This is a genomic window from Flavobacterium frigoris (assembly GCF_900111075.1).
Taxonomy (GTDB): domain Bacteria; phylum Bacteroidota; class Bacteroidia; order Flavobacteriales; family Flavobacteriaceae; genus Flavobacterium; species Flavobacterium frigoris.
This window is the reverse complement of record NZ_FOFZ01000002.1, coordinates 351,306-371,861: the sequence shown is the minus strand read 5'-3', so window position 1 is coordinate 371,861 and position 20,556 is coordinate 351,306. Positions and strand designations below refer to the sequence as shown.

The following is a 20,556-nucleotide window of genomic DNA, read 5'->3' as shown; positions in this document are numbered from 1 at the left end:
AAATGTTACTTTCGCGTAGCCGTTACATTACAATTTATTTAAAGAGATATGTCAAATAAAATTTATTTTAGTTTAATTCTATTACTACTGTACAGTCTAACCTCAAATGCTCAAACCAAAAAGTGGACATTAAAGGAGTGCGTCAATTATGCGTTGGAGCATAATATTTCAATCAAACAGACGGAGTTAGATATTAAAACGTCTACCATTGATAAAAGAGGAGCAATAGGGAGTTTTCTTCCATCGCTAAACGCTAATGCATCTCATTCGTGGAATATTGGTTTAAACCAAGATATAACGACGGGACTTTTGCAAAATCAAACGACGCAGTTTACTTCAGCTGGAGCTAATGTGGGGATCGATATTTACAAAGGTTTACAGAACCAAAACTCACTTAGAAGAGCCAATCTTTCTATTGTTGGAGCTAAATATCAATTGGTAAAAATGCAAGAGGATATTGCCCTTAATGTAGCAAATGCCTTTTTACAAGTACTTTTTAATAAGGAAAATTTAAAAGTTCAAGTAGATCAAAGGAGTATTAATGAAAAGCAGTTAGTGCGTTCGCAGGAATTAGTAAATGCTGGGACAATACCTAAAGGAGACCTGCTAGATGTTAAAGCTACATTAGCATCTGATAATCAAAAAGTGATTACTGCCGAAAATTCTTTGTTGATTTCTAAACTTAGTTTAGCGCAATTACTACAATTGGACAGTTTTCAAGATTTTGATGTTGTAGATGATACAGAGGCAAAAGATGTAAATAGTATATTGTTGCAGACACCAACAGCTATATATGATAAGGCGAAGGAACAAAGAACAGAATTGAAAATAGCCCAAACTAATCTGGAAATAGCGGAAAAAAGTGTGGCTATCGCAAAAGGAGGTTTGCTACCGACTTTAATAGGATTCTATAACTTCAATACTCGGATTTCGTATGCTGATGTTGCATTGCGTGACAATACTGGAAAAGTTATAGGAACACAAGCTCCGCCTCCATTTTTTACTCAATTCGGAGATAACAAAGGGCAATCGTTTGGAGCGCAATTATCGATTCCTGTGTTTAATGGATTTTCAGCCAGAAATAATGTAGAGCGTTCTAAAGTAAACTTGGAGAAATCCAAAATTGCCGTTGAGCAGCAAAGTTTAGATTTGCAAAGAAATGTCTATACAGCGTTTACTGATGCAAAAGGGGCTTTAAATGCCCATGAATCGTCCATAGTGGCATTAGAGTCGAGACAGGAAGCCTATTATTATGCAAAAGAAAAATTTGATGTTGGCTTAATGAATTCTTTCGATTTAAATCAATCTCAAACCTTATTGTCTAATGCACAGTCTGATGTGCTTAGGACTAAATACGATTATATTTTCAAAATTAAAATATTAGAATTCTATTTTGGAATTCCTATCATTAAAAACTAATAGATTATGTCAAAGAAAACGATTTATGTCTTAATAGGTGGTGCCATTGGTGTTATCGCTTTATTAATAATACTTTCAAAAACTGGAGTTATTGGAAGCAAAGATAAAGGCAAGGAAGTCGAAACAGCTATAGTCAATGCTACAACTATCGTTGAAACTGTTTCTGCTACCGGTAAAATTCAACCCGAAATTGAGGTTAAGATTTCCTCTATGGTTTCTGGGGAAATCATTTCCTTACCTGTTATAGAAGGGCAAGTAGTTAAAAAAGGGGATTTATTAGTTAAGATAAATCCAGATTTATATACATCAAGTTTAAACAGAACGATAGCAGGTTTATCGGGATCGAAAGCCGGATTGACTCAGGCTGAAGCCCAGTTTAAAGAAGCGAAATCAGGCTACGAAAGAAACAAAGTGTTGTTTCAAAAAGGGATTATTTCTAAATCAGATTGGGATAAAGCAATCGCTTCCTTTGAAGTTGCTAGAGCTACAAAAGAATCCGCATACTTTAATGTAAAAAGTGCTTCAGCTTCGGTAAGCGAGGCTCAGGATAACTTAGGGCGAACTGTAATTTATGCTCCTGCTGACGGTACTATTTCGATGCTTAATGTGGAGTTGGGTGAAAGAGTATTAGGGACGCAACAAATGACAGGTACTGAAATTTTAAGAGTAGCGAACTTGAATAACATGGAAGTTGAAGTAGATGTAAACGAAAATGATATTGTAAAAATTAAAGTAGGTGATGCCGCTAAGGTAGAAGTTGATGCTTATTTAAAAAAACAATTTAAAGGCACCGTTACGAGTATTTCTAATTCGGCTAGTTCAGCTTTAACAGCAGATCAAGTAACTAATTTTAAAGTAAAAGTAAGAATACTTAAAGAATCATATTTAGATTTATTAGAAGGAAAGCCAGCAGCTTATTCTCCTTTTAGACCAGGAATGACAGCAACTGTTGATATTATAACTAAAACAAAGAAGGATGTATTGGCAGTGCCAATAAGTGCTGTAGTTGTTAAATCGGATACAGCGGCGGTTAGCGATAGTAAAGTATTGGATCCTGCTGATGATAAAAAAGAAGTGCCAAAAAGCGATAAAAAATTCGAATGCGTTTTTGTAAAAGTAGGGGATAAAGCTAAAATACGCGTTATCAAAACTGGAATTCAAGACGATACAAATATAGAGGTAAAAATGGGTCTTAAAAAAGGAGATGTCGTGATTGTAGGGCCGTATACTACTGTTTCTAAAGATTTGAATTCGGGTGATATGGTGTTTATTAAATCAGAAAACGTCAAAGAAAAAAGCAAATAGTTTATTTTTAGATTTGTACTTTTGCCGATAAATAATTTGGATCCTAAATATAAAAGTAGTGGCCTATATTCTTAACATCGAAACTTCAACGAAAAATTGTTCAGTAACAATTGCTAAAAATGGAGAAACCGTTATATGTAATGAAATTGCAGAAGAAGGGTATTCACATGCTGAACGCTTGCATGTTTTTATTGAAGAAAGTCTAAAAGAAGCGGGTATTGTATATAAAGACTTATCTGCGATTGCGGTGAGTAAGGGACCGGGATCTTATACTGGTCTTCGCATTGGTGTTTCTGCTGCTAAAGGCTTATGTTATGCATTAAGTATTCCTTTAATAGCAGTTGATACTTTGCAAATATTGGCAGCTCAGGCGTCTGTTTTTGATGGGCTGATTGTACCAATGATTGATGCCAGAAGAATGGAAGTGTATAGCGCGATATTTACGCCAGAATTAGAAAGTAAAAGGGAAACTCAGGCGCAAATTATAGCAGATAACTCATTTGAAGAGTTAGAGGGATTAGTTTACTTTGTTGGGGATTGTGCTGAGAAAGCGCAAACTGTGTTGATGAAGGAAAATTTTATATTCTTGGAAGAAATAAAATACCCTTCGGCAAATCAAATGAGTGCTCTTAGTTTTGAAAAGTATAAAATAAATGACACAGTTGATGTCGCTTATTTTGAACCTTTTTATCTAAAAGATTTTATGTTAACTACTTCAAAAAAATAAGTAAAATAGTTAGTTTGCAACTTTAGACATTTCTTTTACATACGGTTGGATTATTATTCCTGCAGCATCAAAAGCGGTTTTGCAATTTTCTAAAGTTTCAGTAAAAACAGCTCCGAAGTCTGCACTGTTTGCCCAAGGGCGCACTGCAAGTTCAATTGCGCTATCGGTTAGGTTTTTTACAAAAACTTCTGGTTCTGGTGTTTGCAGGACTTTTGGATTTTCGTTTAAAATTGACAGAATCAAATCTTTCGCTTTCTTGATATCAGAATCATAAGAAATTGCGAAGGTTAAATCAGCTCTTCTAAATTTTTCCAGAGAGTAATTGGTAATTGTCCCATTAGATAATATACCGTTTGGAACAAATACTGTTTGATGGTTTGGAGTAGTTAGTTTGGTTACAAAAATTTGAATTTCACTAACTGTAGCAAACACACCTTGTGCTTCTATTGTGTGTCCTACTTTAAAGGGTTTAAAAAGAATAATTAACATTCCTCCTGCAAAATTAGAAAGCGAGCCTTGAAGCGACAGTCCTACGGCGAGTCCCATTGCTCCTAAAATGGCTACAAAAGAGGAGGTCTCTATTCCTAATTTTGATATGAATGTCACAAATAGTAGTACTCGTAAAACCCAAAGTAGAATATCTCCTAGGAAATTAGTCAAAGTGGGGTCTAATTCCCTCTTGACCATAACTTTTCTAATTAACCTATTTATGATTCGTACTGCATAAAGCCCTACAAATAATATAAGAAATGCAGAGATCATTTTTGGGGAGTAGTCAATAAAAACTTTTACGAAGGTGCTGGCGTAATCAGTAACGTATTTTTGGTCTAGATACATTTTTAAGGTAATAAAAAACCCTCTCAAAAGAGAAGGTTTATGTTTATGTTGCAAAAATACGAATTATTATTTAAATACTAATCGGCGTCTTCTTCAACTCTATTTCCGAATTCCTTTGAAGTATTATCGTTAGTTAAAGTGCCTTCGTTTTCCGTCATTTCAGCGTGTGATTCTTTAGTTTCTTTGATCGCGGCTTCTGTTTCTTTTAATGCTTCTGTGGCACTTCCTTTTACTGTCTTAGCAATGTTTCCTAGCATATCGCCTGCTTCGTGAGCATATTCACCAATGACTTCTTTTGTTTGGTGTGCATAATCATTAGCTTTTTCAATAAGTGGAGTAGCAGTCTCTTTAGTTTTTTCTATGGATTCTTCTACGAATGATTCTGCTTTCTCTATATATGGTGTGGCATTTTCTTTTACTTGTTTTAAAGCTAATTCCGCTTTGTCGGCCAATTCATTTGTGGCTTCTTTGGCAGAGCCAAATAATCTTTTTAAAAATGATGTTACTCCCATAGTTCCTAGTGTTACATTAGAGTACAATAGTAATCATTTTTTTAACGCGGAAAGATATTAATTCAATAATAGTTTGCTGATAGTCAGAGATTAAGTGATGTGTTTTTTTATATTTGATGAATAAAAGGAAGGTTTTATGTGCCTTAAGGAAATTCTTTTATAAAGGCACCGTAAATAAAAAAAGCGTCCCTGACGAGACGCTTAATTGACTCTTTCAATTTGAATTATTCAAGTTCAAATGTCACTTTGAGTGTAGCTCTGTATTCGGAAATTTTACCTTCAACTACAGCTGCACTTTGATCTTTAATATAGACTGATCTTATGTTTTTTACCGATTTCGAAGCTTTAGCAATCGCTTTGTGTGCGGCATCTTCCCAACTGACCGTTGAACTGGCAAGTAATTCAATAACTTTTAATACTGACATAATTTCTATTTTTAAGGTGAACTTAAATTTAGTAATTATTTTCTAAAAAACGAATCAAAAAGCGTATTAATTTTATTAAATAACACAATGTCAATTAGTTGTATTGTTTTTTATGAGCTAAATTATTTATGCATTTACTGCTTCTACTTGAATTTTCTCATCGTTAAGCATGCTTTTTAACATGTTTTCAATACCAGATTTTAATGTAAATGTTGAAGATGGACAACCACTACATGCACCTTGAAGTATTACTTTTACAATTTTATCTTTTTCATTGTAAGAATCAAAAATAATATTTCCTCCATCAGCTGCAACAGCAGGCTTTACATATTCTTCAAGTATATTGATGATTTGTTGTGAAGTGACATCTAGTTTGTCAAACTCAGCAGTTTTAGATTTTTCTTGTTTATCAGTAGAAACACGCATAGATTCATCAAGGACTATGCCTCCGTTTTCAATAAATTGTTTAATGAAACTTCTAAGTTCTAATGTTATTTCTTCCCAGTTGTTGATTTCATATTTGGTAACAGAAATATAGTTCTCATCGATGAAAATTTCTTTCACATAAGAAAATTTAAACAATTCTTTTGCTAGAGGAGAGGCAGCGGTGTCATCGATATTTTTAAACTCTATTGCGTTTTTTGTCAACATTCGACTTACAACAAATTTTAGTGCAGCTGGGTTTGGAGTTGTTTCTCCATAAACTGTTATGGGCTGTTTTTTTGTTTTGTTTTCTTCGATTGTTATAATTGTTCCTCCATTATTAGCAAAAGTATTGATTTGCTCTGCTACAGCATCTTTAACATCTTCCCATTCTACGATGTTATATTTTTCGATGGCTATGAAATTACCAGATATATATATTGTTTTTACAAAAGGTAAGTAAAATAGTTGCTGTGCAAGTGGTGATGATTTCGCCTCATCTATGTTTTTGAATTCAAAACTTTCGTTTTGAGTAATGAAATCTTCAAATTCAAATTTAAGTATACTTGGGTTTTGTGTTTCTTTTATGGTAACGTTTGTCATGATATTTATAAATTTTTACAAATTTACTAAAGTTATTTTCTACGATTAGCTATATTTGATTTATTAATGAATAAATTAACTTTAGTTTAATTATTTAGAGTAGTTTAATTTCACTTTTTAAGTTTTTTAGCATCCATTTTTCAATTAATATTGTCTCAATGTATTTCAAAATTAAATTTTTAACTTTTCTTTTCTTGGTTTCGTCTTATGCCTACTCTCAAGAAGGAATAGCAGTCTATTCCGATTACTTGTCAGACAATTACTATTTGATTCATCCGTCTATGGCGGGGGCAGCTAATTGCGCTAAAATAAGATTAACAGCACGAAAACAATGGTTTGGTCAAGAGGATGCACCAGAACTTCAAACTATAAGTTTTAATGGAAGAGTTAGCGAAAAAGCAGGTGCAGGTATTATCCTTTTCAATGATAAGAATGGGTATCATTCTCAAAAAGGGGTTAAGCTTACGTATGCTTATCACCTTATGTTTTCTAGGGACGAAATCGATTTGAATCAATTGTCTTTTGGTATTAGTGCAGGTTTGATTCAGAGTCAATTAGATGAAACTAGTTTTATGCAATCGGGAGCATGGGATCCACTTATTGACGGTACTATAGTGCAGAAAGATTCTTATTTCAATGTCGATTTTGGAGCGTCGTATAATTATTTGGATTTTTATGCTCATGGAACTGTTAAAAATGTTATTGAAACAAGAAGAGATATTTATAGTGAGTACGAAAGTGATAATTTACGAAAATATTTATTGAGTGTAGGTTATATTTTTGGAGATAGGGACAGGGTATTATTTGAACCTTCTGTTTTATTTCAGCTTGTTGAAAAAACACAAGAAAAAACACTTGATGTAAATTTGAAAGCCTATAAAAACATGGATTTTGGAACACTTTGGGGCGGTTTATCCTATAGACGTAGTTTTGACGGTGCACAATATTCTAATAATAGTGGTGTTTCTAGTCAAAAATTACAATACTTCACTCCAATCATTGGAGTTAATTACAATAATTTTATGTTTGCATATACGTATTCACATGTGTCTGGTGCTGTGAAATTTGATAATGGTGGTTATCACCAAATTACCTTAGGTATCAACTTGTTTTGTAAGCCTGTAAAATATGATTGCAACTGCCCTGCCATTAATTAAAATTTAATTTAGTCATATAATGTTAATAAAATCTGTCAACGGAAAGTCGCCTCGTATACCTGAGGATTGTTATGTGGCTGAAAATGCTACTATTGTGGGTGATGTAAGTTTTGGGGAATCTTGTAGTGTTTGGTTTAATGCCGTCATTAGAGGAGATGTAAACTTTATTAAAATAGGTAATAAAGTGAATATCCAGGACGGAGCAGTTATTCATTGTACCTATAAAAAACATCCTACAATTATAGGTAATAATGTATCAATTGGACACAATGCAATCGTTCATGGTTGTGTCGTTAAAGACAACGTGTTAATAGGGATGGGAGCAATAGTAATGGACAATTGTGTTATTGAGAGCAATTCCATTGTAGCTGCTGGTGCCGTGATAACCCAGAATACAACGGTTGAATCTGGGTCAATCTGGGCTGGGGTTCCTGCCAGAAAAGTGAAAGATATCGATCAATCGGATTTTGCAGGCGAGATTGAACGGATTTCTAATAATTATGTAATGTATTCCAGTTGGTTTAAAGAAGAGTAAGATCCTTGACTTAAAAGTCTTTTTCTATCACGTCATATTTATTTTGTAAAATTCCCCGTAATACTGTTGGATTTGCATTAGTATAAAAAATAGCTTTTCCGTTTTTTTCTGTTGTGAAGCCCACTTTTTCTTTTAAAAGATTTCGCGTTTGCTTAGCCACAGCTTCGCCTGAATCTATGATTTGAATATGCTCGGGTAGTATTTCTTTTATTTGTGGAATCAGATAAGGATAATGACTACAACCCAATACTAAGTAATCAATATTTGCGTTAATCATAGGAGTTAAATAGGAGTGAAGCAATTGCGTCATTTCTGGGGAAATCATTTTCCCACTTTCGATAAGTGGGACTAAGCCATGACCTATCTGATCAATAATTTTAGTGCTTTGAAACTGTTTTGCGGTTTTATTAAAAAGTTCGCTGATAAGGGTTCCTTGGGTAGCTAAAATGCCTATCGTTTGTGTTTTTGAATTTGTGGCAGCAGGTTTTATAGCAGGTTCTATACCAATAAAAGGAATATCATATTTTGCTCTTAGTTCTCTTATTGCATTTGTGGTTGCGGTATTACAGGCTACTACAATTAGTTTACAATTCATTTTGAGTAGTAAGTCAGTGTTTTTCATGCTTAGTGCAATAATCTCTTCTTTTGATTTCTGGCCATAAGGAGCGTTCTTGCTGTCGGCAAGATATATTGTTTTTTCATTTGGAAGCAAATGGTGTATCTCTCTCCATATTGAAGTACCGCCAATGCCTGAGTCAAAAATGCCTATTGGTTGGTTGTTGTCCATTAAAACAAAGTTAAGTGGTATGGATTAAAATTCCTAGATAATTTATTGAGCAAAAAAAATACCGCTCAATCCTTTAGAGGTGAGCGGTATTTTATATTAAGATTTTTATTTTCTAGAAGCCTAAATCTTTTTTCACGTCGGCAGTCAAATTTGTACCGTCAGCAAGTAAAAGTGTAGAACCGTCTAACACATATTGGAACCCTTTAGCTTTTCCCACTTTTTGGATTGATGCTCTTACTTTTTCCATTAATGGTTTTACAATATCAGATTCTTTTTGTTGTAATTCTTTTTGAGCATTATCTCTAAAATCTACAATTCTTTTTTGCATATCCTGAACTTCTTTAGAACGATCTCCGTTTATTGCATCAGTAACAGTAGCAGACTCAGCTTCGTATTTTTTTAATTTTGCTTGATACTCTTCAACCATTTTTTTGTAATCGGCATCATAAGTTCCGCTTAGTTTCTCTAATTGCTTTTGAGCATCTAACATAGCTGGCATTTTAGCCATGATTTCACTTACGTCTACGTGAGCTGTTTTTGCTTGTGCGCTAATTGTTTGATTTGCTCCTAACATGAATATTGCAGCAATTAATAAAGTTTTAATCTGTTTCATCGTTTTTAAAATATTAAGTATTAATTTATTGTTTTAGTTTTAATTGTTCTTCTCTGGCCTTCTTAATTGAGTCTCTTTCTTGGAGTATTTTTATTCTTTTTTCTTCTAAAGCTTTCTTTCGATCTTCAATTGTTTTTTTGCGATCTTCTAGTGTTTTGGCTTTAGCGTCAAGTTGTTTTTGTTTTGCATCATCGGTTACTGATTTTGCGGCTTCTTTATTAGTGTTAATATTAGTTTCTTTTGTGTCTTCTTTTTTAGATAAATCAGAAACCGTGCCGTTTTTTTTAGCTTCTCTATCTGAAAGTATTTTTTGTCTTCTTTCCTCAAAGTCTGCTTTCTTTTTTTCCTGTTCTAACTTACGATTTGCTAAAATTGAATCTCTTGCGGCTTTTTTCTCGTCCAATATTTTTTGTCTTTCCGATAAAAAAGGATTGTCTTCAATAGCATCTTCTTTACTTTCTTTGGCCTGCTGAGCTTCCAATTGCTTTTTTGTTAACTGTTCTCTTTTTTCAGATCTGTTCAGTACACGTAATACTTGATCGCTTATGTCAAACCTTTTTGCGGCAAATAGCATAGTCAAATCAGAAGATTTGTCGAAAATAAAGTCGTATTTTTTTGCTTCTGCTATGTCTTGGACCGCTGTGAATACTTGGTCCTGAATTGGTTTAACCAAAACAGATTTTTGGATTATCAAATCACCATTAGCACCAAATCTTTTTTGCTGAAAATCCAGCATCTCATTTTCAAGGAACTTAATTTCTAATTCTCTCTCTTCGATTAATCCTTTTGTTAGTAAAGGTTTCTCAGCGGTGAGAGCATCTTTTGTTTTGTTGATTTCGATTTTTTTGGCCTCAATTTCTTGTTTCCATTTTTGTGCTTTTTGCTCTAATTGGATAGTTGCTTCGGCATAATTGGGTACATTCTGTAGAATATACTCCATGTCAATGTAACCTACTTTAGTACCTCTCGTTTGAGCATTAATTGTATTTAATACAATCAAGGCTAAAAATAGTATTAAAAAATGTTTTCTCATAACTTTATAGTATTAGAAAATCGTGATTCAATTTTGTTTAAAATTGTTGTCCAATAATAAAATGGGTTTCCCATCCATGTGCTGTAGTCTCCCCTGGAGCAGCATCGAACCCATGTCCGAAATCGATACCTAGTAGTCCAAATGCTGGCATAAATACACGTAATCCAACTCCGGCAGATCGTTGTAAGTCAAATGGATTGTAGCTTTTAAAGTCCTTGTATGCCGAACCTGCTTCTAGAAATCCTAAAACATATATAGATGCAGATGATTTTAAGGTGATAGGATAACGCAACTCCATTGAAAACTTATTGTAAACAGTAGCTCCAATTTGTTGTCCAAATCTAGGGTCGTTTCTATCTTCGATTATTGGCGTCAAGGTATTGTCCTTATACCCTCTTAATCCTATTGTTTCTCTACCATCCATCGAGTAATTAGCCATTCCACTACCGCCTAAATAGAATCTTTCAAATGGTACTGCTCCTCGATCTTGATTGTATGTTCCTAGGAATCCAAATTCACCTAAAGTTCTTAATACTAATTTACCATAAATTTTTGTGTACCAATCTGCTTTAAATTTTATTTTGTAATATTCTAACCAATTAAATTTCTTTTGGTCCACTTTTGCAGGATCCGCAGCAGCATCTTGATAGTTAAAAACTTTGTTTCCAGCAGCATCGATATAATCGCCAATTGCAACTGTGTTACCGTTTTCATCTACCGTGTTTGATCTATCTACTGTGTTTTTTAATTTATACTCTTCCTTATCTCCTAGTGTCGCATAATCGATTCCGTTTAACAGCGAGTATGGTGGTGTTAGTTTTGCTGAGATACTAAACTCTGAGCCATAAGTGGGAAATATAGGATTTACGCCTTTATTGCTTCTAGATAGACCTACTGTATAAGCGAAGTTTCTTGAAGCACCATTCCCAAAAGTAAATAGTCCCGTGTTATAGTTGTTCAAATCATAATGTTGGTAACTTACTGATTGTGATAAAACAAAGAAATCATCTGGCACAGTTAATCTTTTAGCTAATCCAACCGATAGTGTTAGGATATTAAAACTTTTTGTTTTGTCTACTCTTTGTGTAGCGAAATTATTTAAAAATTGTTTACTGTATGAGATTGAAGAGCTAAATGAAACTGGTTTTTTTTGTCCAAACCATGGTTCAGAAAACGAAACGCTATAGGTTTGAAAATAGGTACTTGCCTGTAGTCTTAAAGATACCTTTTGCCCATCACCCATAGGTAAAGGTTTATATGCCTTTTTATTTAGCAGGTTTCTTGCTGAAAAGTTGTTGAACGACAGTCCTAATGTCCCAATAAATCCACCGCCACCATAACCTCCTTGAAGTTCTATTTGGCTGGATCCTTTTTCAACAAGTTGGTATTCGATATCAACTGTACCGGCAGCTGCGTCAACATTTTTAAAAGCAGGATTAATCGCTTCAGGGTCAAAGAAGCCTAATTGTCCAATTTCACGAATTGTTCTAACTAGCAATTCCTTACTGTATATTTCTCCTGGCTTAGTTCGCAATTCTCTATAAATTACACGGTCGTTTGTTTTGTCATTTCCAGTGACCGTAATTTTATTGAAGTAGGCTAATGGACCTTCGTTAATTCTTATTTCGAAATCAATCGTATCGTTAACTGTTTTTACTTCAACTGCATTTATGTTTGAAAATAGATAGCCATTATTCTTATATAAATTGTCAATGTCTTCCCCGTCAGGTTTTGATGCGTCAGCAATTCTTTTTTGTAGTAGAACTCCATTATAAGTCTCTCCTTTTTTAACACCTATTATTCTGCTTAGTAATTGATCTGAATAAACTGTGTTTCCTAAAAACTTGATGTTTCCAAAATAATATTTATTTCCTTCTTCTACATTAATTTTTATAGAAAGTGCGTTTTTGTCTTTAAGATAAGTAATAGAATCGGAAATTATTCTAGCATCTCTATATCCTTTTTCTTTATAAGAAGCAATTACTTTTTCTAAATCGGTTTTGTATTTTGCTTTTATAAATTTAGATGCTTTTAATACACGAAAGAAGCTTTTTTGTTTGGTGTCTTTCATCGCTTTGCGTAATGTTTTGTCTGATAACTTTTCGTTACCAATAAAATCAATTTCTGCGATTTTTATTTTATCACCTTTATCAACGTTTACAACCATATTTACCTGGTTAACTGTTGATGTATCTGGTACAACATTTATGTTTACCTTAGTGTTGTAATATCCATCTTTCTTGTATTTATTCTCTATGTAGTTTTTTGTCGTAGTGATTAAGTTTTCGTTGACTACTTTACTTTTTGTCAGGCCGTTATCTTTTATTAGAGCTTCCGTTTTATTTTTCTTAATCCCAACAAATTTCACGTTATTTAACTTAGGCAATTCTTTGATTTCTAAATCAAGATAAATGCTGTCATTTTCGATTCTGTTGATGTAAAATGAAATTTCGTCAAAAAGCCCCAGTTTTCCTAGTTTTTTAATAGCGCTGCTAATCTCTTCTCCGGGGACAGTAATTTCCTGTCCTTTTTCAAGACCAGCAAAAGTGACAACTGTTTGATCGTTGAAACTGATTTTGTTAGTAAGGATAACATCGGCTAATATGTATTTTTTACCTTGATCGAAAGGAACTCTTTCTTGAGCTTTAATTTGTGAAAAACTTCCCAATATTAATAGGGTAAGGACTGCTTTTATACTTTTATTCAACACTAAAAAATTATTTAATTTGTTCACTTGTTTTTCCAAATCTACGTTCTCTTTTTTGATAACTAATGATAGCCTCATATAAATTTTGTTCTTTAAAGTCTGGCCACAATACATCAGTAAAATATAATTCTGCATAGGCGATTTGCCATAGCAGAAAATTACTTATTCTATGTTCTCCACTTGTTCTTATTAATAAATCTACATCGGGTAAATTTTGCGTGTAAAGATGCTCATTTATAATTGAATCGTCAATAGAGTCTACTGAAATTATATTATTTTTAACTTTATTACTGATGTTTTTTACGGCATTTACGATTTCTTCTCTCGAACCATAACTCAATGCTAATGTTAAGGTCATGTGAGTATTATCCTTAGTTTTATCTATTACATCAAGAAGCTCCTTTTGAGCTGATTGTGGTAATTTTTCTATGTTACCTATAGTGTTCAATTTGATGTTGTTCTCCTGTAGTGTTGGGAGTTCTTTTTTTAATGATTTTATTAGAATCTTCATTAAAGTATCAACTTCCAGTTTCGGTCGGTTCCAGTTTTCTGTGGAAAAGGCGTAAAGAGTTAGATTCTCTATGCCTAGTTTGGCGCAAGTTTTTATAATTGTTTTTACGGATTTTGTTCCGCTCTCATGTCCGAAGGCTCTTAGTAGTCCCTGTTGTTTTGCCCATCGTCCATTTCCATCCATAATAATGGCTAAATGTTGGGGTAAATTATTCTTATCTATATTTTCTAATAAATCCATTTTCTTAGTAAGCACAATAGCATGGTTTTTCTCCAAAGGTATAGGTTAACGTTAACCCTGAAAAAACATACCAGTCATTATTATTTATATTTCCAAATTGTAATGGTTTCAAACTTTCATTCTTCGGATTGCTTCCGTCTAGATTGTCAGTAAGAGTATAACGAGCGCCCATTTCTAATCCTAGTATTAAACTAGGCGTGATATTTGATTTTAGTCCTAAAATCATGGGTATCGCAAATGAATTTGCACTTTTATCTTTTTTCGTTTCTCCAGAGACTATATATAACTCATCATATCTAAAATAGCTGATTCCAGAATAGATATAAGGAGTGATTTTGCGCTCTAATTGATGAAGATTAAAATCAAAAAAATTGAATTCAAGGCCTAAAGATACTTCTTTTATACTATTTTCAAAATTATAGCCTCTTTGACTTCTACTGCGTTCTTTTGAATCAAGATCATTTGAAGTGATTTTTGATTGGGTATAAGAAAAACGGTAAGCATGTCTTGGGCTTTTGTTCCATTTATAAAGTATTCCAAAAGCGGGTTCGTTTGGGGAAATATAGGTAGTAGGGCCAATGTCGCCTACGTAGTTACTTCCACCTAGAAAAACTCCAACTTCATGTATTTGTGAATACATCGTCATACTTAGGAATAAGCATATAAATAAGTTAAAAATTTTGTTCATTTTGATTAAAATTGCGTGCAAATATAATAATTATCGTTTCGAATCAATACCGATTACCTTAAATGTGCCCATTATTTAAATAATTAGCACTATAATCGATATTGGATAAGGATTTGTTAAAGGCGAAACGAAAAAAGGGGCGATAATAGTATAATTTAGAAATAAATAAAATTAATTCCTTTTGTCTTCACCCCACAATAATTTGGTGCGTAGTGTTTTTAGAAACGTTTCTTCAGGGATTTCGACCATGTTGATTTGAAAGGGAGTTTTACTAATGGTCAGTATGGATTCATTTTTTACAGAAGTAATTCTAGAATCTAATGAAACCAGATAATGCTCTTCTCTTCCTGAAACTTTTAATCTGATTTCTGTTTCATCGGGGATAACTAGCGGTCTTGCATTCAGGTTATGAGGAGCAATCGGCGTTATTACCAGACTTTTTACGTCTGGAGTTAATATGGGGCCTCCACAACTTAAGGAATATCCTGTTGATCCTGTAGGTGTGGATACGATTAAGCCATCGGCCCAGTAGGAGTTTAAAAATTCACCATTCAGGTAGGTATCAATTGTTATCATTGAAGTGGTGTCCTTTCGGCTCACTGAAATTTCATTCATAGCAAAATTTATGTCTTGTAGTGCCTCGTTTGTAGGAGTGCAGGACAAACTCAACAGTGTTCTTTTACTCAAGGTATATTTTTTGTCAATTACAATTTGTAGAAACTCAGCGATGTTTTCTTTTTGAACAGTAGCCAGAAAACCAAGTCTTCCAGCATTGATTCCTAAAATAGGAACTCCGGAATCTCTTATCAACGTTGCTGCTCTTAATATAGTTCCGTCGCCACCTATGCTGATTAACATGTCAAAACTTTGGTCTAATTCGGTATGTGAAGAGAAAGTATTGTATTCTTTTTTTACAATTTCCTTTTCATAAAGCAGTTCTAAAAAAGAAGCTTCAATGACTAATTCTACATTATTTTTATTAAAAAAAATGAAGATGTCTTTTATAATGGGTTCTGTACTATTTTGATAATATTGACCGTATATGGCTACTTTCATTATTTTGCTGAATCGTTTGTTTGTAAAATCTTTGAGTTGATGGGGAGCTTAGATTTGTAACTTATTAAACCATTACATGTTAAGGTATTTGTCTAAGTATTCTGAGCGTTCTTTTAAATTATTAATGTAATTGTCTTCTTGGTGTTCTGATATTATTTCATAATTGTACCTTCTAAAAGACTGGATTATTTCATTAATGGCACCCAGGCTTATTTTCATTGTCACTTCAACACTATCGACATCAGATTCTGAAATAAATAGGCCTAAAAGTTTTCCGTCATTGCTCTCTACGATTTGCGTAATCTGACTCATAGAATAATCTAGCACTCCTTTTTTTACCTTTATAATTCTTCCTTGTTCTTTCAAAAAAGGAGTTTGGTGAAAAAAGCTCATAATGTCGTCTATTTCATAATAGCCAATATAGCTATTGTTTTCATCCAAAACAGGAATGAGATTCGTGTGGTTTTTTGCAAAGACTTCTAATACTTCGAGCCAAATTGAATCTGTTCTGGTGAAAAAACTGGCAAGCGTATATCTGTAATCAATTACTTTTTTGTCATTATCAAAAGTTTCAATGTCTTCAGATGATATACTACCAATGTAAACGCCTTCTTCAACAACAGGAAAATGTGAAAAAGTCAAATCATCAAAAAAGTCTTTAACAGACGAGATAGTGTCTTGGCTGTCAATCGCTTTAAAGTCAGTGGTTATGTAGTTTGTAATTTCCATCTTAATTAAATCCTCAATTTTTATGCAAAATAATCAAAAAAAGGCAAAATCTCCTACCTTTTACTTTGTATTTTTGTATCCATTATACAGTTATTTCATAATCAAAAAGTATTCCAATGACAAAGTTAAGTGTAAATATCAACAAAATAGCTACTTTACGTAATGCGCGTGGAGGAAATGTACCTGACTTATTAAAAGTGGCTACTGACATTCAAAAATTTGGTGCCCAGGGAATCACCATACATCCACGTCCAGATGAGCGTCACATTCGCTATCAGGATGCTCGTGATTTAAAAGCAGTCGTTTATACCGAGTTCAATATAGAAGGAAATCCACAACATAATTTTATTGATTTGGTTTTAGAGTGCAAACCCGAGCAAGTAACTTTGGTCCCTGATGCGATTGGGGCTATAACCTCTTCGGCAGGTTGGGATACAGTAAAAAACCAAGCGTATTTAACGGAAATGATTCAAGAATTTCAGCGCAATGGCATTCGTACCTCTATTTTTGTAGATCCACGATTAGATATGATTGAGGGTGCTAAACAAACAGGAACAGACCGCATCGAATTATATACCGAAGCCTTTGCACATCAATATGGTCTGGGGAACAAAAGCGGAATTGACCCCTACGTAAAAGCGGCTGTTTTGGCAAATGAATTGGGATTAGGAATCAATGCAGGACATGATTTGAGCTTGGAGAACATTCAGTTTTTTAAACAAAACATTCCCGGATTACTGGAGGTCTCTATAGGTCATGCCTTAATTGCAGAGGCATTGTATCTAGGTTTAGAGAATGTGGTGAATATGTATTTGCAAAAATTAAAATAAGATAATTAGGGCGTGACCCGCGAAAAAGCGGGTCGGGCTATGCGCTGCAATCTTCTCTAGTATTTCGCTATCGCTCCATACTAGATAAGGATTTCCGCTGCTATCCCTCACGCACAAAAAATCAAAATAGTAAAGGTAGTTTTAATGCGATTTATATTATTATTTAGTTTTATCTAGTTCGCTTAAAAAAAATAATTTATACTGAAAATGCTTACTTTAGCGCTTTCTTAAATATGAGCTATTGAAAGCATTTATACTCTCTTCTTTTTTATTATTATTTGGTTTTACAATTACAGCTCAGTCTACAATTACCGTAGATGGTTTTGTAACAAACAAAGAACAGCAAGCTATTGTTGGGGCTAATTTAATATTTGTTTCTAATGCAAATAGGTATGTCACTACAACAGATGTCACAGGTGCATATGTCATTAAATTACCCACTGATTTTTATGCTATCGAAATTCGTTATGTTGGTTCTATTTCGCAAAATTTAAATAATAATTTTCATGTCAATACATCGCTTAACTTTACTTTAGAAAAAGAAAGCAGTGCGTTAAAAGAAGTGGTTGTATTGTCAAACTCAAAAAAAATGCTTTCTGTCTCGTCAGGAAACAGTTTTTCATTTATTCCTGAAAAGCTAACCTCAGTACCTTCTATAATGGGAGTTCCAGATGTTATTAAATTATTACAACTTACCCCTGGAGTGCAAAATTCGGGTGATGCAAATGGTTATTTATATGTCAGAGGTAGTGAGCCAGGTCACAATTTAATGCTATATGCAGCTACTCCTATCTACGGAATGGCGCATTTATTGGGCGTTTTTCCGTTTTATAATGCTGACCATATTCAAGAAGTTCAATTTGATAAGTCTAATTCAAACGCAAGAAACGGAGGAAGATTGAGTGCTACAGTTACCGTATTGCCGAATAAAAAAATACCGAATAAATTTTCGGTAAAAGGTAATTTAGGTTTGTTGGCTTCTCAAGCTACCTTTGCATTACCTATAAATGCAAAAATGGGATTGTATATTTCGGGAAGAAAAACATATATAGATGAAATTATTGCGCCTTTATTTGATTCTTCTAATAAGAATGAAAATAGTGATGTTAAGGATTTAAAATATAGTTTTGGAGATAGTAATTTGACGTTTATTGCTTCCCTTACAAAGAAGCACTTGTTTACCGTGGATGCTTTTATAAGTGGAGATGTTCTTAGAATTACGGATTCTAATCTAGCACTTAACGCAAATTTAAAATGGAGTAATACGGCTATTTCGCCTACTTGGCAGTACCAATTATCCGAAGGAACTGTAATGACTAATTCAGTTTACGTTACTAAATATGAAAACAGCCTGCACATGGAGCAGGCAACGGTAGAAATGGACATAACGTCGTATGTTAAAGATTTTGGATTTTCTAATGCCGTTAAGTATTCTATAAACGGTATTCCATTTGAAACCGGTTTGCAATACAGTATTTATGAGTTGCAACCTCAAAAAATAGAGGTAAGTAATCTAAGTGCTAATTCGAATAACCAGCAATCAACAATCAATAGAGCAAATAATCTAGCTTTATATACAGCTTCAAAGCCAAGATTGTCTAATACGCTTTCTGCAGAACTCGGGTTACGCATCAATTATTATTCGTCAGATAAAGGGAGAACGTCTTATTTACGTGCTGAACCAAGAGTACTTTTAAATTATACTCCTCATGAAAAAAAATCTTTTTTTGCTTCTTATACTCGTCAGAATCAATATTTGAATCTGATTACAACATCCAGCGTTGGGATTCCAACTGATTTTTGGGTAGCCAGTTCGGATGGTATTCCGGCACAATTTTCTAATGAATTTTCTATTGGATATAATCAAAAATTAAAAAAGCCGTTTGATTTTTCGTTAAACACCTTTTATCGCACAATGAATAATTTGATTGAATATCCATATGGGGTAACTCAATTTAATGAAATCACGAGTTTTAAAAATGATATTTTAGTGGGAAAAGGGGAGTCTTATGGTTTAGAATGGATGCTAAAAAAAGATGTCGGAAAATTTAAAGGTTGGCTGAGTTATACTTTAAGTTGGGCAAACCGTCAATTTGATGAAATAAATGATGGAGAGCGCTATTTTGCTAAATATGACCGCAGACATAATTTAGCGTTAGTAGGAACTTATGATTTAAATCAAAAATGGAATTTTGGATTAACACAAATCTTTAGCTCTGGGAATCGTTTTACAACCCCTACATCATGGTATTTTTTTAATAATAATCCAGTAAAGGAATATGGTAAATATAACAATGCACAAATGCCAAGTTATGTTCGCACTGACTTATCTGTCAATTATTATTTTATCAAAACAAGAGATAAGGAAAGTGCTCTTAATTTTTCTATTTTCAATACTTTCAATATAGAAAATCCAATATATACCGTTTTGAATGTTGCCATTGATAAAGACAAACAAAAAATAGAGGTAACTCCCGAGAGAAAAACATTATATTCCATTCTGCCTTCTATTAGTTGGAGATTTAAATTTTAGATAATTATGAAACAGTTCATTTTATTGTTTTTTTGTGTGCTTTTTTTAAGTTGCAATCAAGATGATTTTGATAAAAGTGCCCTTGCAGAGTCTAAGATTGTGGTAGAAGGATGGATTGAAGCCGGTGATTATGCACAAGTGATATTATCTACAAGTATCCCTATTGCGACTCCAGTTGACTCAACTACTATTCTAAACCATGTAATTAGGTCAGCTAAAATCACCGTTTCTGACGGAGAACAAGAAGAGGTTCTAAGGTTAAAAAGGAATAGTGATCGAATTCCCCCATTTGTTTACTATGGAAGTGAATTAATTGGCCAATCCGGAAAGGAGTATTCTTTAAAAATCGAATATTTAGATCGAAAAATTGAAGCGAAGACAACAATTCCTAAAACTGTTATTTTGAAGACCGCAACTTATATTAAAGAGAATCCGCAAGATACGACGGGTTATGTGTTTATAACATTTGACGACCCTGTTTTAGAGAAGAATTACTATCAAGTGACAACAAGAATCGAAAAAGAAGAGCCTATTTTTGTGCCTGCTTTTTATGGAAACCTTAATGACAATAGTTTTACTTCGAGCTCAGTTTCTATACAAATTAATAGGGGGATTTTAATTTTTCCTAAAACAAAATTCAAGCCTTATTTCACTGATGGAGATTTGATTTATGTCAAATTGAGAACTTTAAACAAAGATACTTTTGATTTTTGGAATAGTTGGCAAAACGAAATAGTAAACGGTAGAAATCCTATTTACCCTTCAAATACAAGTTTAAAATCAAATTTAACAGGTGCCTTAGGACTTTGGGCAGGCTATGGTCAAAGTACAATTGTAGTAAGAACTCCCGCAAAAAAATAAAGCCGAACTGAATAAGTTTTCAGTT

At 33.4% G+C, this 20,556-nt stretch carries 20 protein-coding genes; 8 read left to right on the top strand and 12 right to left on the bottom strand.

Going from position 1 to position 20,556, the window contains the following annotated elements:
• The first annotated feature begins 48 nt into the window (after positions 1–48).
• Genes BMW63_RS04815 through tsaB form a run of 3 tightly spaced genes read left to right on the top strand, consistent with a single transcriptional unit; the run spans position 49 to position 3,451 of the window.
• Entirely contained in the window at positions 49–1,419 is a 1,371-nt protein-coding gene (locus tag BMW63_RS04815; protein ID WP_074721761.1) for a TolC family protein, read from the top strand.
• Positions 1,420–1,425: 6 nt separating this feature from the next.
• Entirely contained in the window at positions 1,426–2,724 is a 1,299-nt protein-coding gene (locus BMW63_RS04810; RefSeq protein WP_074721759.1) for an efflux RND transporter periplasmic adaptor subunit, read from the top strand.
• A 58-nt stretch (positions 2,725–2,782) separates the two neighbouring features.
• Complete coding sequence (tsaB, locus tag BMW63_RS04805) at positions 2,783–3,451, top strand: tRNA (adenosine(37)-N6)-threonylcarbamoyltransferase complex dimerization subunit type 1 TsaB (RefSeq protein ID WP_074721757.1); 669 nt, start codon at positions 2,783–2,785, stop codon at positions 3,449–3,451.
• A 9-nt stretch (positions 3,452–3,460) separates the two neighbouring features.
• Here tsaB and BMW63_RS04800 read toward each other — a convergent pair whose 3' ends face one another.
• The 4 genes from BMW63_RS04800 to BMW63_RS04785 form a co-directional block, all read right to left on the bottom strand.
• Positions 3,461–4,288, bottom strand: coding sequence for a mechanosensitive ion channel family protein (locus tag BMW63_RS04800; RefSeq protein ID WP_074721755.1), 828 nt, complete (start codon positions 4,286–4,288; stop codon positions 3,461–3,463).
• Positions 4,289–4,365: 77 nt separating this feature from the next.
• A complete protein-coding gene (locus BMW63_RS04795) occupies positions 4,366–4,800 on the bottom strand; it encodes a hypothetical protein (RefSeq protein WP_074721753.1) in 435 nt (144 codons plus the stop codon).
• 224 nt (positions 4,801–5,024) lie between these two features.
• Entirely contained in the window at positions 5,025–5,225 is a 201-nt protein-coding gene (locus BMW63_RS04790; protein WP_074721751.1) for a dodecin family protein, read from the bottom strand.
• Positions 5,226–5,351: 126 nt separating this feature from the next.
• The gene (locus BMW63_RS04785; protein ID WP_074721750.1) at positions 5,352–6,251 is read right to left on the bottom strand and encodes a NifU family protein; all 900 of its coding nucleotides are present in this window, start codon (positions 6,249–6,251) and stop codon (positions 5,352–5,354) included.
• Between the two features lie 158 nt (positions 6,252–6,409).
• Here BMW63_RS04785 and BMW63_RS04780 point away from each other — a divergent pair, with 158 nt between their 5' ends.
• Complete coding sequence (locus tag BMW63_RS04780) at positions 6,410–7,408, top strand: PorP/SprF family type IX secretion system membrane protein (RefSeq protein ID WP_074721748.1); 999 nt, start codon at positions 6,410–6,412, stop codon at positions 7,406–7,408.
• Between the two features lie 19 nt (positions 7,409–7,427).
• The gene (locus BMW63_RS04775; RefSeq protein WP_074721746.1) at positions 7,428–7,943 is read left to right on the top strand and encodes a gamma carbonic anhydrase family protein; all 516 of its coding nucleotides are present in this window, start codon (positions 7,428–7,430) and stop codon (positions 7,941–7,943) included.
• Between the two features lie 10 nt (positions 7,944–7,953).
• Here the strand turns inward: BMW63_RS04775 and murI are convergent, their stop codons facing one another.
• The 8 genes from murI to BMW63_RS04735 form a co-directional block, all read right to left on the bottom strand.
• Entirely contained in the window at positions 7,954–8,730 is a 777-nt protein-coding gene (murI, locus tag BMW63_RS04770; RefSeq protein WP_074721744.1) for a glutamate racemase, read from the bottom strand.
• A gap of 112 nt (positions 8,731–8,842) precedes the next feature.
• Positions 8,843–9,343 (bottom strand): OmpH/Skp family outer membrane protein, encoded by a 501-nt coding sequence (locus BMW63_RS04765; protein ID WP_074721742.1) that lies wholly within the window; start codon positions 9,341–9,343, stop codon positions 8,843–8,845.
• Between the two features lie 25 nt (positions 9,344–9,368).
• Positions 9,369–10,376: an OmpH/Skp family outer membrane protein gene (locus BMW63_RS04760; RefSeq protein ID WP_074721740.1), complete on the bottom strand. Its 1,008-nt coding sequence runs from the start codon at positions 10,374–10,376 to the stop codon at positions 9,369–9,371.
• A gap of 37 nt (positions 10,377–10,413) precedes the next feature.
• Positions 10,414–13,161 carry an outer membrane protein assembly factor BamA gene (gene bamA, locus BMW63_RS04755; protein ID WP_074721738.1) on the bottom strand — a complete coding sequence of 916 codons (2,748 nt, stop codon included), beginning with the start codon at positions 13,159–13,161 and terminating at the stop codon, positions 10,414–10,416.
• Positions 13,094–13,834, bottom strand: coding sequence for an isoprenyl transferase (locus BMW63_RS04750; RefSeq protein ID WP_074722074.1), 741 nt, complete (start codon positions 13,832–13,834; stop codon positions 13,094–13,096). The genes bamA and BMW63_RS04750 overlap by 68 nt, the downstream gene beginning before the upstream one ends.
• 4 nt (positions 13,835–13,838) lie before the next feature.
• The gene (gene porG / locus BMW63_RS04745; RefSeq protein WP_074721736.1) at positions 13,839–14,522 is read right to left on the bottom strand and encodes a type IX secretion system protein PorG; all 684 of its coding nucleotides are present in this window, start codon (positions 14,520–14,522) and stop codon (positions 13,839–13,841) included.
• 171 nt (positions 14,523–14,693) lie between these two features.
• On the bottom strand, positions 14,694–15,578 hold the full coding sequence (locus tag BMW63_RS04740) for an NAD kinase (RefSeq protein ID WP_074721734.1): 885 nt from the start codon (positions 15,576–15,578) through the stop codon (positions 14,694–14,696).
• Between the two features lie 72 nt (positions 15,579–15,650).
• Positions 15,651–16,307, bottom strand: a complete 657-nt coding sequence (locus tag BMW63_RS04735) for a CBS domain-containing protein (protein ID WP_074721732.1) — start codon at positions 16,305–16,307, stop codon at positions 15,651–15,653.
• A 116-nt stretch (positions 16,308–16,423) separates the two neighbouring features.
• Between BMW63_RS04735 and BMW63_RS04730 the strand changes: the two genes are divergently transcribed.
• From BMW63_RS04730 to BMW63_RS04720, 3 genes are all read left to right on the top strand, one after another.
• Positions 16,424–17,137, top strand: coding sequence for a pyridoxine 5'-phosphate synthase (locus BMW63_RS04730; protein WP_074721730.1), 714 nt, complete (start codon positions 16,424–16,426; stop codon positions 17,135–17,137).
• Between the two features lie 241 nt (positions 17,138–17,378).
• Positions 17,379–19,670: a TonB-dependent receptor gene (locus BMW63_RS04725; RefSeq protein ID WP_074721728.1), complete on the top strand. Its 2,292-nt coding sequence runs from the start codon at positions 17,379–17,381 to the stop codon at positions 19,668–19,670.
• A 6-nt stretch (positions 19,671–19,676) separates the two neighbouring features.
• Complete coding sequence (locus tag BMW63_RS04720; RefSeq protein WP_074721726.1) at positions 19,677–20,531, top strand: DUF4249 domain-containing protein; 855 nt, start codon at positions 19,677–19,679, stop codon at positions 20,529–20,531.
• Positions 20,532–20,556: the final 25 nt, after the last annotated feature.